The sequence below is a fragment of the Sphaerisporangium sp. B11E5 genome, from assembly GCF_039871875.1.
GTDB lineage: Bacteria > Actinomycetota > Actinomycetes > Streptosporangiales > Streptosporangiaceae > Sphaerisporangium.
Genome location: NZ_JBDPMD010000087.1, coordinates 1 through 15,576 on the forward strand (window position 1 = coordinate 1; position 15,576 = coordinate 15,576).

Below are 15,576 nucleotides of genomic sequence, written 5' to 3' on the forward strand. Positions count from 1 at the left end.
GGCGGCGCCAACCTCAGCGCCGGCACCTTCTACGAAGGCGCCATGGTCACCGGCTACCCCACCGACGCCACCGAGAACGCCATCCAAGCCAACATCACCACCGCCGGCTACCGCTGAACCGACAGCCCTCATCTGGGCACGCTCCGGCCGTCGTCCGGGCAGAGCCCCGGCCACCCGTTCCCTCCGGGAGCGGGTGGCCCGGGCCCGGATGGCCGGCCATCGGCCGAATCGATTCGTCTCATGGAACATTCACGCCGTGCCGACCGAAAGACTCCAACAAGATGCCTGATCAGGGGGTTGTAACGTGGCATTCACACTGCGGACGTCTGTGGTTGACAGTGACCAGAGGGCGATCTACGCTGTGTGCGAATCGGTTCGATTAGTGGTTGATGAGATCGAAGGATCTCGTGGCGGTCGGACCGTCCTCGGTGATCGTCGCGCCGCCCCCCGGTGCGCGCCCAAAGCGGGTCCAAGGTCTCAGACCTGTCTGTCTCTCACGATCCCATTTCGTCCCCACCACTCCAGGAGTCATGAGTGGACACAACACTCCCCAGACGGCCCCGGCGCCGGCGCCGGCTCATCACCTGCCTCGCCGCCTGCGCGCTGGTCGCGGCCTCCGTCATGACGGCGGCCTCGCCTGCCCAGGCCGCCGACCAGTCCATCAGCGTCGACTTCTCCACCGGGGGTGGCTCCCCCACCTACCGCGCCTCCGGGTGGATCTACGGCATGACCGAGAACGCCGCGGGCCCTCCCGACCGCTTCTTCACGGATGTGAAGTACCGGTACATGCGCGCGGGAGGCGCGCAGCTCGACGCCCCCGGCGGGTGGGTGTCGGGCAAGTACGACCGCCGCTGGAACGCGACCCGCGCGCAGTTGCTGCGCACGCGCGCACTGGGCGGCGAGTTCATCCTGCTCGTGCACGACCTGTGGGGGGCCGACGGCTACCCGATCTCACGGTTCCCCGGTGACAACGGCAACTGGACCGACTACGACAACTTCCTCACGCGCCTGATCAACGACGTGCGGGCGACGGGTGCCCCCGTGCAGTGGGACCTGTGGAACGAGCCGAACATCACGCTGTTCTGGAACCGTCCCCAGTCGCAGTACTTCGAACTGTGGCGTCGCACCTACCAGCGCGTCCGCGCCGCCTTCCCCACTCAGCTCATCGTCGGCCCGAGCTGCGCGTGCGTGCCGTCCACGAGCGGCTGGTGGACGCAGTACCTCGACTACGTCAAGGCCAACAACGTCGTGCCCGACATCGTGAGCTGGCACTCCCTGCCCGGCGACCCGGTGGCGAACGTGGCGACCGCCAACAGCACGCTGAACTCCCGCGCCATCCCGCACCCGCGCCCGTACCAGATCAACGAGTACGGGGCCTCCAACGAGCAGAACCCGGGTGACGGCGCCTGGTACATCGCCCGTCTGGAGCGGGCCGGCGCCGACGGCCTGCGCGCCAACTGGGCCGGCGGGAACAACCTGCACAACGACCTCGGCAACCTGCTCGTCCACGACTCGGCGGGGAACTACCAGCCGAAGGGCGAGTGGTGGGTCTACAACTATTACGGCTCCCAGACCGGCCAGATCGTGTCCGTCACCCCCAGCAGCTCGTACGACGCGTTCGCCACCAAGGAGAGCGGCGTCGCCAAGATCCTGGTCGGCGGCGGCAGCACGACAGGGAACATCGCGGTCGGCCTGCAGCGCCTGGACACCACGAGCGGCATCGTGCAGAACAACCAGGTCCGTGTGGTCGCCCAGCGCATCCCCTACAACAACGGCGGGGCGGTCGCGGGCCCGGTCACCATCCAGGACTCCGTCGTGACCCTGTCCGGCAACGGCACGACGGTCAACCTGCCGCACAACAACGCCGACGAGACCTTCACCGTCACGCTCCTGCCCCCGACCGGCGCGCCGGCGGGGACCGCCCTGCGGGGCACCCACTCGGGCCGGTGCCTGGACGTGACCAACGCCTCGCAGACCAGCGGCGCGCAGACGGTGATCTGGGACTGCAACGGCCAGCCCAACCAGCAGTGGACGTCGACCGCCGCGGGTGAGCTGCGGGTGTACGGCACCAAGTGCCTGGACGTGAACGGCGCCGGTTCCGCCGACGGCACCGCTGTGATCATCTGGGACTGCAACGGCCAGAACAACCAGAAATGGCGCCTGAACGCCGACGGGAGCATCACCGCGATCGGCGCGAACAAGTGCCTGGACGTGAGCGCTTTCGGCACCGCCAACGGCACCCGGGTCCAGATCTGGTCGTGCACCGGTGCGACCAACCAGAAGTGGACCCGCGTCTGACCTGGCTCACACCTTCACGACTCACGAGAAGGGGCCCGGCGGCGAAGTCCTCGCCGCCGGGCCCCGGCGTGTTCCCGGTCACCCTCCGAGCTGTGCCCGGTCCCACGGGGTCGAGGTCGTGCGCATCGGTTCTGCGGCCGGCGCGAGGAGGTCCGTGCTCACGCGGACGCCGTCACCGCGGCCGCCTCCCGGCGCTCGTGGGCGGCGGCGAGGATCAGGTAGGCGCTGGCCGTCCAGGTGTAGGCCCGGTCTCTGAGGCCGTCGCCGCTGCGGGCGCCGAAGTTCTCCGCGAACCCGGACCGCTCGCACAGGGCGCGGAAGCGGGCGCTGATCTCGTCCGCCAGCGCGGTGTGCCCGGCCCGGCGCAGGCCGTCCTCGATCAGCACGGTCGCGGGTGCCCAGATGGGCCCCCGCCAGTAACCGTCCTCCTGGTAGTGCTCCGACGTGGTCAGCTCGGTGGCGAGGCCGTACTCGGTCAGATGCTTCTCGATCCGGGCGGCGAGCGCCGCGCCGACCGGCGCGGGGAGCTCCTCGCCCAGCACGATCGGCATCAGGTCGAGCAGGCTGGAGCTCGCCCTGGTCGTCCCCGAGCGCACGCCCCGGGCGACGAACCGGTCGCCTTTCCACAGTTGCCCGAGCAGCGCGTCCCGCATGCGGTCGGCCTCCCCCGACCAGCGGACCGCGTCCTCGGGCCTGGCCAGCTCGCCGGCCAGGCGGGCCAGCTCCCGCATCTGCAGCACGAGGAAGGCCGCGAGGTCGGCGGTTTCCACCACGCGCTCGTGGTCGAAGGTGGTGGCGTTGTCCCAGCCGCTGTCGTTCCCGTGCTGGTAATGCGCCAGCTCGTGGCCGGGGACGCGGCGGTGGGCCAGCCAGAACATGGTCCACCGCTCCAGCAGCCGGTAGACCTCCGCGGCCTCGCTCTCATGCAGCGGACGCAGCCGCCGCAGGGCCCAGCCGTGGATGGGCGGCTTGACGAAGTTGTAGAGGATCTCGGAATGGGTGATGGAGTCGGGCAGCGCGCCCGCGGCGTCCTGATGGTCGAACACCAGCCGGAACTGGTCCCACGCCAGATCCGGCAGGCCGCCCGCCAGGGCGATGGCGTTGAAGCAGTGGTCCCAGCTCCACACCTTGTCCATCCAGTGCTTGGACATCAGCACCGCGGGCCGGGTGACGAACCCGGCCGGGCGCACGGTCGCCGACCACAGCACGTAGGCGGCCAGGCCGGCGGCGGGTGTCCGGTCACCGCGCCAGGGCGCGACGGCGTCACGGAAGGCCTCGTACGCGGAGCGAGCGGCCGAGACCACCTGCTCGAAGCCGTCCGTGCGGCGGTACGGGGCACGGGCGGTCTCGTACTCCTCGACGGCGATCTCCCAGGGCTCCTGCCCGCCCGGAATCACGACGCCGCGCTCGGCCGTGCCCAGCGCCTGCGCGCCGAGTTCCTCGGCGACCCGTCCTTCGAGGACCGTGACGCGGTAGCGGCGCCCGGTCTGGTACACGGTGAAGACCCACGAACCGTCGCCGGGATCCTGGAAGAAGTACGGCCCCCTGAACGGGGTCAGCACGGCCTCGGCGGCCTCCAGGCGCAGGCCGAGCCCTTGACCGCGGATCCGCGCGGTGTCCCCGTTCTCGTACGCGACATCGATCCTGCCCGATCCGGAGGTCCAGGTGAGCCGGTGCGGTTCGGCGATGACGGTCGTCTCGGCGCGTGAGCCCTCCAGGGTGGGGACCAGCCGCAGGATCGGATGCATACCGGTCTGGTGCGACACCAGATGCATGTCCGGCGCGTAGCTGTTCTCGGCGATCACCGGGGAGAAGCCGAACCAGGATCCGCGGAAGCTGAACGGAATCTGCTGTGGGGAGAACACCGGGCTTGCGGCGACGGTCATGTAGAGGAAGTCCCTTCTGCCGAGGAGAGCCCCGGCCGGTCAGCTCTTCACCGCTCCGGCGGTGACGCCGGCGGCGACGTAGCGTTGCGCGATGACGAGCAGGACGGCCGTGGGGATGGAGGCGATCACGGCGGTGGCCATGATGGCGTTCCACTGCTGGTTGTTGTTTCCGATGTAGTGGTAGATGCCGAGGGTGATCGGCTGGTGGTCGCCGCCCTGGTCGAGGGTGCTGGCGAAGATGAAGTCCGACCAGGCCCACAGGAACGCGAACAGCGACACCGTGATGATGGAGTTGCGGCTGACCGGCAGCACGACCGACCAGAACGTCCGCACCACGCCCGCGCCGTCCACCCGGGCCGCCTGGAGGAGTTCCTCGGGGATCCCGGACATGAACGCGGTGAAGATCAGTACCGCGAACGGCACCGCCAAGGTGGAGTCGGCCACGATGAGGCCGGGCACCGTGTTCAGCGCCCCGGTGCTGAGGAAGATGGCGTAGAAGCCCATCGCCATGATGATCCCCGGGATCATCTGCGCCATCAGCAGCACGAACGTCATCACCCCGCCGCCGCGCGGGCGCAGCTTCGCCAGCGAGTACGCGGCGGGCGCCGAGACCAGCAGGGTGAGCGCCACCGTACCCAGGCCGACGATCAAGCTGACCCCGAGGTAGGGCATCTGCTGGTCGAGGACGGCCCGATAGCCCTCCAGGGTGCCGTCGACGGGGAACCACGACGGCGGGCTCTTGCGCATGTTCTCGTCACGCGTGAGCGACACGTTGATCATCCAGTAGACCGGGAACAGCATCACGCCGGTCAGCACCAGCCCGATCGCCGTCTTCCCCGGGCTGCGCCTGTTCCTCATGAGAGGGCCTGCCTTCGCTGGAGGCGGATGTAGATCAGGCCGAAGACCAGCGCCATGACGATCAGGAGGTTGCCGACCGCCGCCCCTGGGCCGAACTCCGGCAGCAGGTTGCCGAACCCCAGCCGGTAGGACCAGGTGGCGAACGTGGTGGAGGAGCCGCTCGGCCCGCCCCTGGTCATGATCCAGATGATGTCGAACACCTTCAGCGTGTAGACCAGGCCTAGCAGCAGCGTGATCGCCGACACCGGTCGCAGCAGGGGGAAGGTCACCCTCCAGAACCGCTGCCAGCCGTTCGCGCCGTCCAGTGCGGCCGCCTCGTAGATGGCCGGGTCGATCGCCTGGAGCCCGGAGTACAGCACGACCAGGTTGAACGGGATGCCGATCCAGATGTTGGCGATGACGACCGACCACAGCGACCAGTCGGGCGAGGTCAGCCAGTGAATCGGTTCGACACCGAACAGGCCGAGAAAGGCGTTGACCACCCCCGAATCACTGTTGAGCATCCAGGACCAGGTCGAGGAGGACACGATGAGCGGGAGAAGCCATGGCACCAGGAACAGCGCACGCAACGTGGCCGACAGCCGGAAGTTCTTGAGGAAGAACAGGGCGAGGGCCAGCCCGATGGCGAACTGGAAGGCCAGCGACACGACCGTGAACACCGCGGTGTGCCACAGGGCGGGCGCGAACGTCGCGTCGCCGAAGATCTCGGCGTAGTTCGCGAACCCCGTGAAGGGCGCGTCTCCCTGGACGAACGAACGCACTGTGTAGTGGCGCAGGCTCAGCTCGACGTTGCGGTACAGCGGGTAGGCGTAGAAGACCACGAGGTAGACGACCACCGGAGCCAGGAAGGCCCATGCCGCCCACTGACCGGATCGGACGCGGGGCGCCGCCCGCCGCCCCGCGCCCGCCGCGGGGCGGACCCTCGCGGCGGGACGAACGGGTGCTTGTGAGACTCGATTCATGCTCGCGTCGCCCGGATGCCTACTGTGTGGCGCTCGCCGCCGCGGCCTGCGCGTCGGCCATCGCCTGCTGCGGGCTCTTCGACCCGCTCAGCGCCGCCTGGACCGCGCCCCACATCGGCTCCGAGATCTTCGGATACTTGGTGCCCAGGTTGTCGCTGGTCCGCCCCTTGGCGGCCTTGACCGCCTCCACCCACACCGCGAAATCGGGGTTCTTGGCCGTCTGCTGCGCCTGCACCTGTTCGGTGGGGGCGACGTACGACAGGGTCGTCGTCGTGGTGAGGGAGTTGTCCCCGCTCGTCAGGCAGGTGACCAGCTTCTGGGAGACCGGGTACCGGGCGGTGTCCTTCTGCACGGGGATGCTGACGAACTCGCCGCCCGTCGGCGCCGGCGCCGTCGTGCCGTTCTTCCCGGGGATCGGGATGATGCCGTACTCGAAACCGGCCTTCTCGGCGGCGGCGACCTGCCAGGTGCCGTTCTCAGCGAAGGCGTAGTCGCCTGTCGCGAATTCCTGCCAGCTCGTGGTCTGGGTGTTGTTGATGACCGAGTTGGGGGCGTAACCCTTCTTCAGCCAGTCCGTCCACAGCGCCACCGCCGAGACCCCCTCGGCGGAGTCGAGCTTGGTGAGCTGCGCACCCGATCCCCAGAACCACGGCAGGAACTGGAAGCTGCCTTCCTCGGTGCCGATCGCGGAGAACGTGATGCCCTTCTTGCCGGCGGCCTTCACCTTCTGCAGAGCGGCGGTGAGCGACGTCCAGTCCTTGACGGAGGCGACGTCCACCCCGGCCTTCTTGAGCACTTCCTTGTTGTAGTAGAGGGCCAGCGTGTTCGCCCCGATCGGGACGCCGTACGTCTTGCCCTCGCTCTGCCCCGCGGCCAGCAGGTTGGGGGCCATGGCCGACACGTCGAGTTTGTTCTCGGCGGTGGTCGTGAGGACCCCGGCCTCCGCCAGCGTGGACACCACCGGGTTGTCGATGATGAGCACGTCGGGCGAGTTGCCCTGCTGCGCGGCCAGCAGTGCCTTGTTCGTGAGGTCGCTGGTGTCGTAGGCGGTGCGCTCGACCTTGACGCCCGCCTGGGCACCGCACGACTCCAGGAGCTTGACCCACTCGGAGCTCTTGTCGTACTGGGGATAGGGATCCCAGATGCTGTAGGTCCCGCCACCCGCGCCCTGGCTCGCACCGGCCGCGTCGCCACCACCGCCGCCGCCGGACGAGGAGCACGCCGACAGGGTGCCGAGGACCGTCAGAGCCGCCAGGGTCAGGCAGGCAGCACGCCGGTGGACCGCCGCAGATTCCATGATCGTGACCTCCGCTGAGTGTTACGCGGCTGTTGCGCATGTCGATGTCGAATCGGTTCGCCCGAAGATAGGCTCCCGTACAGCGGCCGTCAATGGGGGCTGCCCAAAAGCTGCCAGAACGAGTCATTTCATCGACGGGAGCGATTCGATTTAGGATGGTGGAATGCAGGCTGAGCCAGCTGAGGAGAGCCAGGTGAACATCGGGGAGATCGCCAGGCGATCGGGCGTGTCACGGAGCACCGTCTCCTATGCCTTGAGCGGCAAGCGGCGGGTGTCGGAGGTGACCCGTCAGCGCATTCAGGCGGTCATCGATGAGCTGGGATACCGCCCCAACGCAACCGCGCGAGCGCTGAAGGAAGGCAGAACCCGGACCATCGGCCTGATCATCCCCCCGGCCAGCAGGCGGCTGACCGACATGCAGCTCGGTTTCGTGGCCAGCGTCGTCGACGCCGCCGGCCGCGCCGACCTGGACGTCCTGCTGTCGTCCTCCGGCGGCGAGCACGACCGCTCGTTCGAGCGCGTGGTCGGCGGCAAACGGGTGGACGGCGTCATCCTGATGGAGATCCGGCTGGAGGACGACCGGGTCACCAGCCTGCGACGGGCCGGGCTGCCGTTCGTCGGGATCGGCCGCACCGGCACGCCGGAGGAGATGTCCTGGGTGGACATCGACTACGAGACGCTGATCGCCAAGTGCGTCCACCACCTCGCCGATCTCGGGCACCGCCGCATCGCCTTCGTGGACCGCTCCGCCGAACTGGCGGCCACCGGGTACGGCCCGAGCCACCGGGCCCACGCCGGTTTCGTGCGCGCGATCGCCGAGCGGGAACTGAAGGGGTTCTCCTCGTGTTGCGCCGACGACGCCACCTCAGGGGTGACGTGCGTCGAGCGGCTCCTCGAAGAGGACCCGGGGCTGACCGCGATCGCCACCATAAACGAAGCGGCCATCCCCGGCATGTACCGCGGGCTCGGGCAGGCGGGCCTCACCGTGCCCGGCGATTTCTCCATCGCCGGCGTCGCCGGCCGGTATCTGGCGGAGAACCTGCACCCTCCGCTCACCGCCGCCGACGTCCCCGCCGACGAGCTCGGCACAAACGCGGTCGAGCTCCTCATCCAGCGCATCGCGGACCCGTCCACCCCACACCGCAGTCTTCTCGTCGCCCCGCCGATCTCGCTGCGCGGGACGACCGGGCCCGCACGCCCCCGCGACTGACCGGCGCGGGGTTCCCCACGCGAGCGGCTATCGACGAGATGCCTGCCGGAATCGCCGGGGGACGCATGGGACCCCGGTTCGCGGAAAGAGACCTTCACGTGGGTGACGTCACCGGTCGCGACCTCGTGGTCGTGGCGGCCTCTGCCGGCGGTGTGGAGTCGCTGCGGTCCCTGCTGAAGGACCTGCCCGGCGATCTCGAGGCCGCCGTGCTCGTGGTCCTGCACATATCGCCGCGCGGGGGAAGCGCGCTGCCGGGCATCCTGGACCGGGCCGGGCCGCTGACCGCCGTGGCGGCGGAGAACGACGCGATCCTCAAGCACGGCACGGTCTACGTGGCACCGCCCGACCACCACATGCTCGTGCGGGGAGATCGGGTGGTGCTGTCCCGGGGCCCGCGGCACAACGGCCACAGACCCGCGGCCGATCCGCTCTTCCTGAGCGCGGCGCTGGCCGGGGGGCGGCGGACGCTCGCCGTGGTGCTCAGCGGGACGCTCGACGACGGGGCCAGGGGCTGCGGCGTGGTGGAACGTCACGGCGGCGCGGTGGCGATCCAGGATCCGGACGAGAGCGCGTTCGACGGCATGCCGAGGGCGGCCCTGGCCGTCGCGGAGCGGCCGATGGTCGGCACGGTGACACGGATCGCGCGGTGGATCACCCGGGAGAGCCGTACTCCTGTCGGTGCGGAGGCGGAGACGGCGGATCCGGAGATCGAGAGAGAGGTGTCGGCGCACGTGTCGGTCCGCGGCGCCGGTCCGCCGGACGGTGAGATCAGCACGTTCACCTGTCCTGAGTGCAACGGGCCGCTGTTCGAGGCGCAGGGCCGGGACGGCGCCCGCTACGAGTGCCTGGTGGGGCACTCGTGGTCGATGAACGGCATGGTGGACGGGCAGGCCGAGGCCGTGGAGCGGGCGTTCTGGGTGGCCATCCTGCGTCTCGAGGAGCGGATGCGGATCAGCCGGCGCATGATCACCGGCTTCGAGCAGCGGGGCCAGAGGGCGTCCGCCCGGCGCATGTACGAGCAGGTCCGGCAGGACGAGGAGGCGCTCGTCATCCTGCGCGACCTGCAGACGAAGATCAGGTCAGCCGACGAGGGTTCGCCGATCGCCCCCGGGGACGAGACTCGGCGGTAAGGTGCCCGATGTGAACGCGGGTGCGGAGCGTGATTTCAACGACCTGCTGGTGATGCTCAAGGAGATCAGGGGATTCGATTTCGCCGGCTACAAGCGCACGACGCTCCAACGCCGGATCGGCCGGCGGCTGGAGGCCCTCAAGCTCAAGGACTACACCGAGTACCGGGACTACCTGGAGCTGGAGCCCGACGAGTTCGGCAAGCTCTTCGACAGCCTGCTGATCAACGTGACGTCGTTCTTCCGCGACCCCGCGGCATGGCAGGCGCTGCGCACCACCGTCGTTCCCGCCCTGCTGAGCACCAAGGGCACCGGGCAGGTGATCCGGGCGTGGAGCGCGGGCTGCGCCACCGGGGAGGAGGCCTACAGCTTGGCGATGGTCTTCGCCGAGGAGCTCGGCATGGAGGAGTTCCGTGAGCGGGTCAAGATCTACGCCACCGACCTGGACGAGAAGGCCCTGCAGACCGCCCGCACCGCCGTCTACACCGAACGGCAGCTCTCCGATGTGCCCGAGCCGCTGCGCGACCGGTACTTCGAGCCGGCCGGCGGCGGCCTCGCCTTCCGCCGCGACCTGCGCCGCCAGCTCATCTTCGGGCGCAACGACCTGACCCGCGACGCCCCGATCTCGCGGGTGGACCTGTTGCTGGCCCGCAACACGCTGATGTACTTCAACGCCGAGACCCAGCAGAACATCGTGCGCAGGTTCCACTTCGCGCTCGGCGATCCCGGCTACCTCTTCCTCGGGAAAGCCGAGATGCTGCTCAACCACAGCGACAGGTTCGAGCCGGTGGACCTGCGGATCCGGCTGTTCAAGAAGATCGGCCCCCAGTCCCGCGGGCGGCTGACGCGGACACCCGGCACGCCCGGCCTGGAACAGCAGAACTCGCTGTCGGAGTTGCGGAGCGCCGCCCTGGCCTCGGGGCCGGTGGCGCAGATCGCGCTCAACCGGTCCGGGGAGCTGGCCATGGTGAACGCCCGGGCCGAGATGCTGTTCAACCTCAACGGCCGGGACGTGGGCCGTCCCTTCCAGGACCTGGAGGTGTCCTACCGCCCTGTGGAGCTGCGCTCGGTCATCGAGCGGGTGGAGCGGGAGCGGCGCGCCGCCGAACTGCGGGACGTCGCCTGGCACCGTCCGGGCGACCCCGACCCCAACGTCTTCGACATCATCGTCGTGCCGCTGCAGAACCCGATGGGGGAACTGGTCGGCGTGGCGATCAGCTTCCACGACGTCACCCGCTACCGCAAGCTCAGGGACGAGCTGGAACAGGCCAACCACGAGCTGGAGCACGCCTACGAGGAACTGCAGTCGCTGAACGAGGAGATGGAGACCACCAACGAAGAGCTCCAGTCCACCAACGAGGAACTGGAGACCACCAACGAAGAGCTCCAGTCCACCAACGAGGAGCTGGAGACCATGAACGAGGAGCTCCAGTCCAGCAACGACGAGCTGCAACTGATCAACGACACGCTCAACGCCCGCAGCAAGGACCTGACGCGGGCGAACACGTTCGTCGCCGCGGTGGTCCGTTCACTCGGGGACGCGGTGACCGTGGTCGACGACCAGCTCCGCGTGCTGATGTGGAGCCCCGGCGCCGAGGATCTGTGGGGGCTGCGCGCCGACGAGGCCACCGGCCGCCACCTGGCGGCCCTGGACATCGGGCTCCCCATGGAGAAGATCATCACCGATCCGCGGCGCAGCGTCTCCGGCCTCGCGGCCGCGGACGGCCACCGCACCGGCAGGATCACGGTGGACGCGGTGAACCGGCGGGGCCGTCCCACCCGGCTGTGCATCGACGTGTTCACCCTCCATGAGGAGGACGCCTCGGTGCACGGCCTGATCCTGGTGATGAACCGGCTCTGACGCCGGCCGGCGATAAGCGGTGTTCGCCGGCCGGGGCCGCATGGACGCGGTCCTTCAGGGCAGGCGGGTGACGTGGATGACTCACGCGCAGGCGCACGACGTCACGGGCGTCCTCGAGCGTGGCTGTTCGTCGCCGTGTTCGTCGCCGTGTTCTGCGCGGGTGGCGTGGCGCTCATCATGGGACTGACGGCGCTGCTCTGGGCCTGTGCCGGCCTGTTGATCGTGCTGGTCCCGCTGGGCAAGGCGATCGGCATCATGGACGACACCGTGACGTACCCCACCGATCCGGAAGAACCGGGCCACGGATAGGGAAAGCGGCGACGGGTCCGGGGCTTCACGCGTGGAAGCCGTGTCCCTCCAGGCCCGAGCTGCCGGGCCACGTCCTCCATGTTCTCGTAGCTGCGGTCGGGCAGGGCGCGCAGCGCCGCCAGGACGGCGTCGGGAGCTGACTGCGACTCGGCGCGCTCCAGCAGGTCCTTCTTGCCGGAGGGAAAGGCGTGCGTCCCGCTGACCCACTTGGCCAGTTCGCTGCGCGCATCCACTTCACCGGCGCCGATGCCCTCCGGCGAACCGGGTGCGCGCGTCGAGGGGAAACGTCGATCGCCTCGGGCGGTGTCATTCGGTTGCATGGCTCATCCTTTCTGGCTGCCTATCGGCCCCATATCCCTCAGGTGTCACGCAAACGGCGCTTCACTCACGTGGAGCACCTGACTCCTGGGCTTCACCGTGCCGAGCACCCCGTGTACGTCTCGATCCCGTTGGCCGCCAGGGAGTCGACCGCCAGCGTGAAACCGTCGGTGAGCGCCTCGTCCGGCCGCGTGCCGGTCTCGGCGGCGTCCGTAGCCATGAGAGCCCCCTGCTCTGATCGCCTTCTGTCCCCGGTCCGGCCCTCCGGCCCTCGTGGGGACTGCCGGTACGGCCCCGCTCGATCACAGGCTGACCGCTATGTCATGAAAAATAGGTGAATGGCTAGGAATGCCCGGAAAAAACTGCTGTATGCGTAAAGAAGCAATCGACAGCGACAGGCCACGAATTTGTCGGGCACCCAGAAAACGCTGCCGGACCAGCGCGTACGGCCCGAGGTCTACCGGTCCCCGGACCGGGTTCCCTTCACCAGCACCCGTTCCACGGTGCCGGTGGCCACCACCGCCTCGTCGCCGTCCGGCGACCCGGAGGACCGATCCAGCCTGGCGGTGAAGCCGAACGCGAGCCTGCGGCCGTCCACCTCGGTCAGCTCGGCCGAGACCACGACCTCCGCCCCCACCGGGCTCGGCCGCTCGTGCTGTATGGCCACCGCCTCGCCGGCCGAGGTCATGCCCGGCTCCAGGCACGGCGCGATGGCGGCGACCGCCGCGGCGTCCGCGAGCGCGAGCAGCCGCGGGAGCGCGAGCACCGGCAGTTCGCCGGTGCCCATCGCCCCCATCGTGTCCGCGTCCGTGACGACGATCCGCGTGGAGGCCGCCAGCCCTGGCACCAGAGCCATGCTTGAACCGTAGTGACCCGGTGCCGGCCGGCCAAACCGCACCGCCGCCGTTGACCTGCGGAAACTCCCGTCACGGCGGGCCGGGGCCGTCGCGACCGGCGCGATCGCGGCCCGCCGGACCGTCATGGGCTGGTGCAGCTCACCCCGGACGGGACGGCCGCGCCGTCACCGTTGGCGGTGAATCCGAACGTCGTCGATCCGCCAGCGGGAACGGTGCCGTTGTAGGGGGCGTTCCGCACGGTGACCGCGCCGCTGGTGCCGGTGTTCACGCCGTTCCACAGGCTGGAGATCGTCTGCCCGCCGGCGAGCGTCATCCGCACGGTCCAGCCGTTGAGCGCGGCCGGCCCGTTGTTGCCGACGGTCACCTCGCTCTGGAAGCCGCCGCCCCAACTGTTGACCACCCGGTACGTCGCCGTGCACGTGTCCGGCTGCCCGCTCGGTGTGGGCGTCGGGGTCGGGGTCGGCGTCGGGGTCGGGGTGGGTGTGGGGGGGGGTGGGGGGGTGGGGGTCGTGCCGCCGCTGAGGCGGTACACGACGGTGCCGTGGGACGGCACACTCGCCGAGATGGTGCCGGTGGTGGTGCTGGTGGCGTTCGTCCAGGCGTCGCGCAGGGTGAACGAACCACCCGTCAGGCCGATCGCGGACGCGGTGGTGCTCACCGTGGTGGTACTGCCGCCCTGGTTGAACAGGGCGACCGCGACGTCGCCGTTCTGGAGCCGCTTGGCCAGCACGCGCCGCGTCCCGTCGTTGCTGATCTGGGTGGCCTGCAGGCCGAGCGGGTCCTGGTTGATGGCGATGAGACGCTGGTTCTTGAGGATGGTCTGCGTCGCCGCGTCCATGTTGCGCAGGTCGTTCCCGGCGATGAGCGGCGAGGCCATGATCGCCCAGAGGGCGAAGTGGCTGCGCATCTCGGTGTCGGTCATGCCGCCGCGGCCGACCTCCATCATGTCCGGGTCGTTGAACGCCCCCGGCTTGGCGTACGAGGCGAGCGGGACGGTGACGTTGACGATGTTCTGGATGCCCATCGGGTACCCGTTGGTCTGGCCGGTGTCCCACTTGTTGGTGATGTCCTCGGTGGTCCGCCAGATGTTGGCGACGTCACCCCAGTTGCGCCGCGGCCCGGTCTTGTCGTGGATGCTGTTGGAGTTGATGCTGTACAGGATCGGCCGCCCGGTCGCCGCCAGCGCGTCCCGCATCTTCGCGAACGTGCGCACCTGGTCGTCCATGGTGCCGCTCGGCGAGCACCAGTCGTACTTCAGGTAGTCCACGCCCCAGGCGGCGAACTGGCGCGCGTCCTGGACCTCGTGCCCCTGGGCGCCGGTCGCGCCCGGGTAGGAGCCGAAGTACTGCGCGCACGTCCTGTCCAGCGGCGCCTGGTAGATGCCGAACTTCAGCCCTCTGGCGTGCAGGTAGTCCCCGAGCGCCTTCATGCCGCTCGGGAACCGCGACGGGTTGGCCTGCAGGTTGCCGGCCGAGTCCCGGGTGGGGTTCATCCAGCAGTCGTCGACCACGACGTACTGGTAGCCGACGTCACGCATGCCGGAGCTCACCATCGCGTCGGCCATCTGCTTGATCAGCGACTCGCTGATGTTGCACCCGAAGGTGTTCCAGGAGTTCCAGCCCATGGGCGGCGTACGCGCCACGCCGTTCTCCAGAGCACCGGCCTCCGGCTGGACGGCGACCAGGGCGCCGACGAGCACGCCGGTGGCGAGCGCGGCCGAGAGGGGTCGAGATCCCGCCTTGCGCAATGTTTCCTCCTACCGGTGCGAGGGCGGGCCATACGCCCGAGCGGCGCCCAGGCCGTCCGGCGATCGCAGCCTCACCCCGAGGCGAAATATTGTGTTAGCGTTAACAACCCATTGGCTCCATCAGCCCTGGTCCGCCGAGACGGGCGGAGGACGACACGGCGGATCAAATACGAGGGACTCGGCGGCCGTCAAGCCCCGGCCACCCTTTACGGCCGGCCGTTCGCGCACCCCGGCCGTCCGGACCCTGGCACGGTCACATCGGCGGACGATTCAGCGCGCTGAAAATTTCACACACGCGGCCGCCTTCTGGCCCGCGGACAGGACAAATCTCTTTATTAGCGTTAATTTTCTGTCGAACGTCTCACGTGCGCGCCACCGGCCTCGGCCACGTCTGCGGCCTCCCCGGCCGACGGGCCCACCGAAGAGGCCGCCCTCGTCCGAGGCGAAGGCACCCGTTGACTCACGATGGCCCGTTCAGTACGGTGCAGAGAAATCAACGATGTTAACGCTGTGATTCTCTATGGCCTGGCGTCTCTCGCCCGTCCGCCATGGCTCTTATATTTCCCCGTTCATATGGCCATTAGAGCCGATAAGGCTATCCGCGCCGTATTGTTAGCGCTCACATTTACTGACGCATACGGCCGATCGCCAGAACAGAGGTGATTATGAAGATCGCACCATCGCTGCCTCTCTCCACCGGCCTCAGACGCGGGCTCGTCTGGCTCGTGAGTCTGCTCTGCGTTGTGGTGTTGCTGCCGGCGGGGCCGGCGCGGGCGGACAATCCGCTGGTTCAGACGATCTACACCGCTGATCCGGCGCCGTTGGTGTACAACGGGCGGGTCTATC

12 protein-coding genes and 1 pseudogene are annotated in these 15,576 nt (G+C 69.0%); 5 read left to right on the forward strand and 8 right to left on the reverse strand.

All coding sequences use genetic code 11. The annotated features are described in order from the left end of the window. Positions 1-534: 534 nt before the first annotated feature. Positions 535-2,298, forward strand: coding sequence for a ricin-type beta-trefoil lectin domain protein (locus ABGB17_RS38190; protein WP_347639164.1), 1,764 nt, complete (start codon positions 535-537; stop codon positions 2,296-2,298). A 158-nt stretch (positions 2,299-2,456) separates the two neighbouring features. On the opposite strand, the gene ABGB17_RS38195 is transcribed toward ABGB17_RS38190, so the two are convergent. The 4 genes from ABGB17_RS38195 to ABGB17_RS38210 all read right to left on the reverse strand — a co-directional run bounded on the left by ABGB17_RS38195 (position 2,457) and on the right by ABGB17_RS38210 (position 7,301). Further along, entirely contained in the window at positions 2,457-4,184 is a 1,728-nt protein-coding gene (locus tag ABGB17_RS38195) for a trehalase family glycosidase (RefSeq protein ID WP_347639166.1), read from the reverse strand. A 39-nt stretch (positions 4,185-4,223) separates the two neighbouring features. Further along, positions 4,224-5,042, reverse strand: a complete 819-nt coding sequence (locus tag ABGB17_RS38200; protein ID WP_347639168.1) for a carbohydrate ABC transporter permease — start codon at positions 5,040-5,042, stop codon at positions 4,224-4,226. Next, positions 5,039-5,878 carry a sugar ABC transporter permease gene (locus tag ABGB17_RS38205; RefSeq protein WP_347639170.1) on the reverse strand — a complete coding sequence of 280 codons (840 nt, stop codon included), beginning with the start codon at positions 5,876-5,878 and terminating at the stop codon, positions 5,039-5,041. Before ABGB17_RS38205 ends, ABGB17_RS38200 begins: the two co-directional genes overlap by 4 nt. A 145-nt stretch (positions 5,879-6,023) precedes the next feature. After that, a complete protein-coding gene (locus ABGB17_RS38210) occupies positions 6,024-7,301 on the reverse strand; it encodes an extracellular solute-binding protein (RefSeq protein WP_347639172.1) in 1,278 nt (425 codons plus the stop codon). Positions 7,302-7,464: 163 nt separating this feature from the next. On the opposite strand from ABGB17_RS38210, the gene ABGB17_RS38215 reads away from it, so the two are divergent. The 3 genes from ABGB17_RS38215 (at position 7,465) to ABGB17_RS38225 (ending at position 11,499) form a co-directional block, all read left to right on the forward strand. Beyond that, positions 7,465-8,511 carry a LacI family DNA-binding transcriptional regulator gene (locus ABGB17_RS38215; protein WP_347639174.1) on the forward strand — a complete coding sequence of 349 codons (1,047 nt, stop codon included), beginning with the start codon at positions 7,465-7,467 and terminating at the stop codon, positions 8,509-8,511. Between the two features lie 98 nt (positions 8,512-8,609). Continuing rightward, the gene (locus tag ABGB17_RS38220) at positions 8,610-9,641 is read left to right on the forward strand and encodes a chemotaxis protein CheB (protein WP_347639176.1); all 1,032 of its coding nucleotides are present in this window, start codon (positions 8,610-8,612) and stop codon (positions 9,639-9,641) included. Positions 9,642-9,651: 10 nt separating this feature from the next. Continuing rightward, complete coding sequence (locus tag ABGB17_RS38225) at positions 9,652-11,499, forward strand: CheR family methyltransferase (RefSeq protein ID WP_347639178.1); 1,848 nt, start codon at positions 9,652-9,654, stop codon at positions 11,497-11,499. Between the two features lie 101 nt (positions 11,500-11,600). Here the strand turns inward: ABGB17_RS38225 and ABGB17_RS38230 are convergent, their stop codons facing one another. The 4 genes from ABGB17_RS38230 to ABGB17_RS38245 form a co-directional block, all read right to left on the reverse strand. After that, positions 11,601-12,128, reverse strand: a complete 528-nt coding sequence (locus tag ABGB17_RS38230; protein WP_347639180.1) for a DUF2795 domain-containing protein — start codon at positions 12,126-12,128, stop codon at positions 11,601-11,603. A gap of 92 nt (positions 12,129-12,220) precedes the next feature. Further along, a complete protein-coding gene (locus ABGB17_RS38235; protein WP_347639182.1) occupies positions 12,221-12,346 on the reverse strand; it encodes a hypothetical protein in 126 nt (41 codons plus the stop codon). Positions 12,347-12,583: 237 nt separating this feature from the next. After that, the gene (locus ABGB17_RS38240; protein ID WP_347639184.1) at positions 12,584-12,982 is read right to left on the reverse strand and encodes a hotdog domain-containing protein; all 399 of its coding nucleotides are present in this window, start codon (positions 12,980-12,982) and stop codon (positions 12,584-12,586) included. A 122-nt stretch (positions 12,983-13,104) separates the two neighbouring features. Continuing rightward, positions 13,105-14,730 carry a cellulose binding domain-containing protein gene (locus tag ABGB17_RS38245; RefSeq protein WP_347639186.1) on the reverse strand — a complete coding sequence of 542 codons (1,626 nt, stop codon included), beginning with the start codon at positions 14,728-14,730 and terminating at the stop codon, positions 13,105-13,107. Positions 14,731-15,395: 665 nt separating this feature from the next. On the opposite strand from ABGB17_RS38245, the pseudogene ABGB17_RS38250 reads away from it, so the two are divergent. After that, positions 15,396-15,576 (forward strand): annotated as a pseudogene (locus ABGB17_RS38250) (hypothetical protein); the annotation flags it as partial.